Source organism: Bartonella sp. AC130YNZD, from assembly GCF_042196865.1.
Classification (GTDB): Bacteria; Pseudomonadota; Alphaproteobacteria; order Rhizobiales; family Rhizobiaceae; genus Bartonella.
Genome location: NZ_JBHIQZ010000178.1, coordinates 1 through 581 on the forward strand (window position 1 = coordinate 1; position 581 = coordinate 581).

1 protein-coding gene is annotated in these 581 nt (G+C 41.0%); it reads left to right on the forward strand.

All coding sequences use genetic code 11. From position 1 onward, the window contains the following. The coding region (locus ACFINU_RS10350; RefSeq protein ID WP_375619082.1) for a hypothetical protein at nt 1-581 on the forward strand (581 nt) is incomplete at both ends.

Below are 581 nucleotides of genomic sequence, written 5' to 3' on the forward strand. Positions count from 1 at the left end.
ATTCAAGATGAGATTGATGACATAGCCGATGAGTATGTTCATCAAATCCAAGAAAGCATTTTTGCAGCTATTCGTTTTTGTGAACGAGAGACCTTTTACTTTAACGAAAGCCGTGATGTGGTGTTTGAGACACGGGCGGGACAAGGTGTTTATGATGCAAGCACTACCCGCCCTATTGAAACAGCTGTTAAAATCAAAAACGTTTATCTAAGTTCTGATCAACATCATAAGTTTGCATTGGAGTGTAAGGACCATGTTTCTTTAGAGCCTTTGTTATCATCAGAGCAGCAAGGAACGCCGGTTTGTTACAGTTATTTTGATAGGAAATTACATCTTTATCCCACGCCGGATAGAGCCTATCAGATTCAACTCATTCTCTCTCCATTGCGTTTATCAGAGATAGAGAGTGTTGATGAGGAGCATCCATGGTTTGTGCACGCGTTTGATTTGATTAAGGCGCGTGCAAAATATGAACTGTACAAGAATATTCTTAAAGAACCCGATTGTGCAACGGCAGCGTACAATGACTTTAACGAACAGTTGCATGAATTGCGTGCAGAGACGTCTCAACGTCATAACGT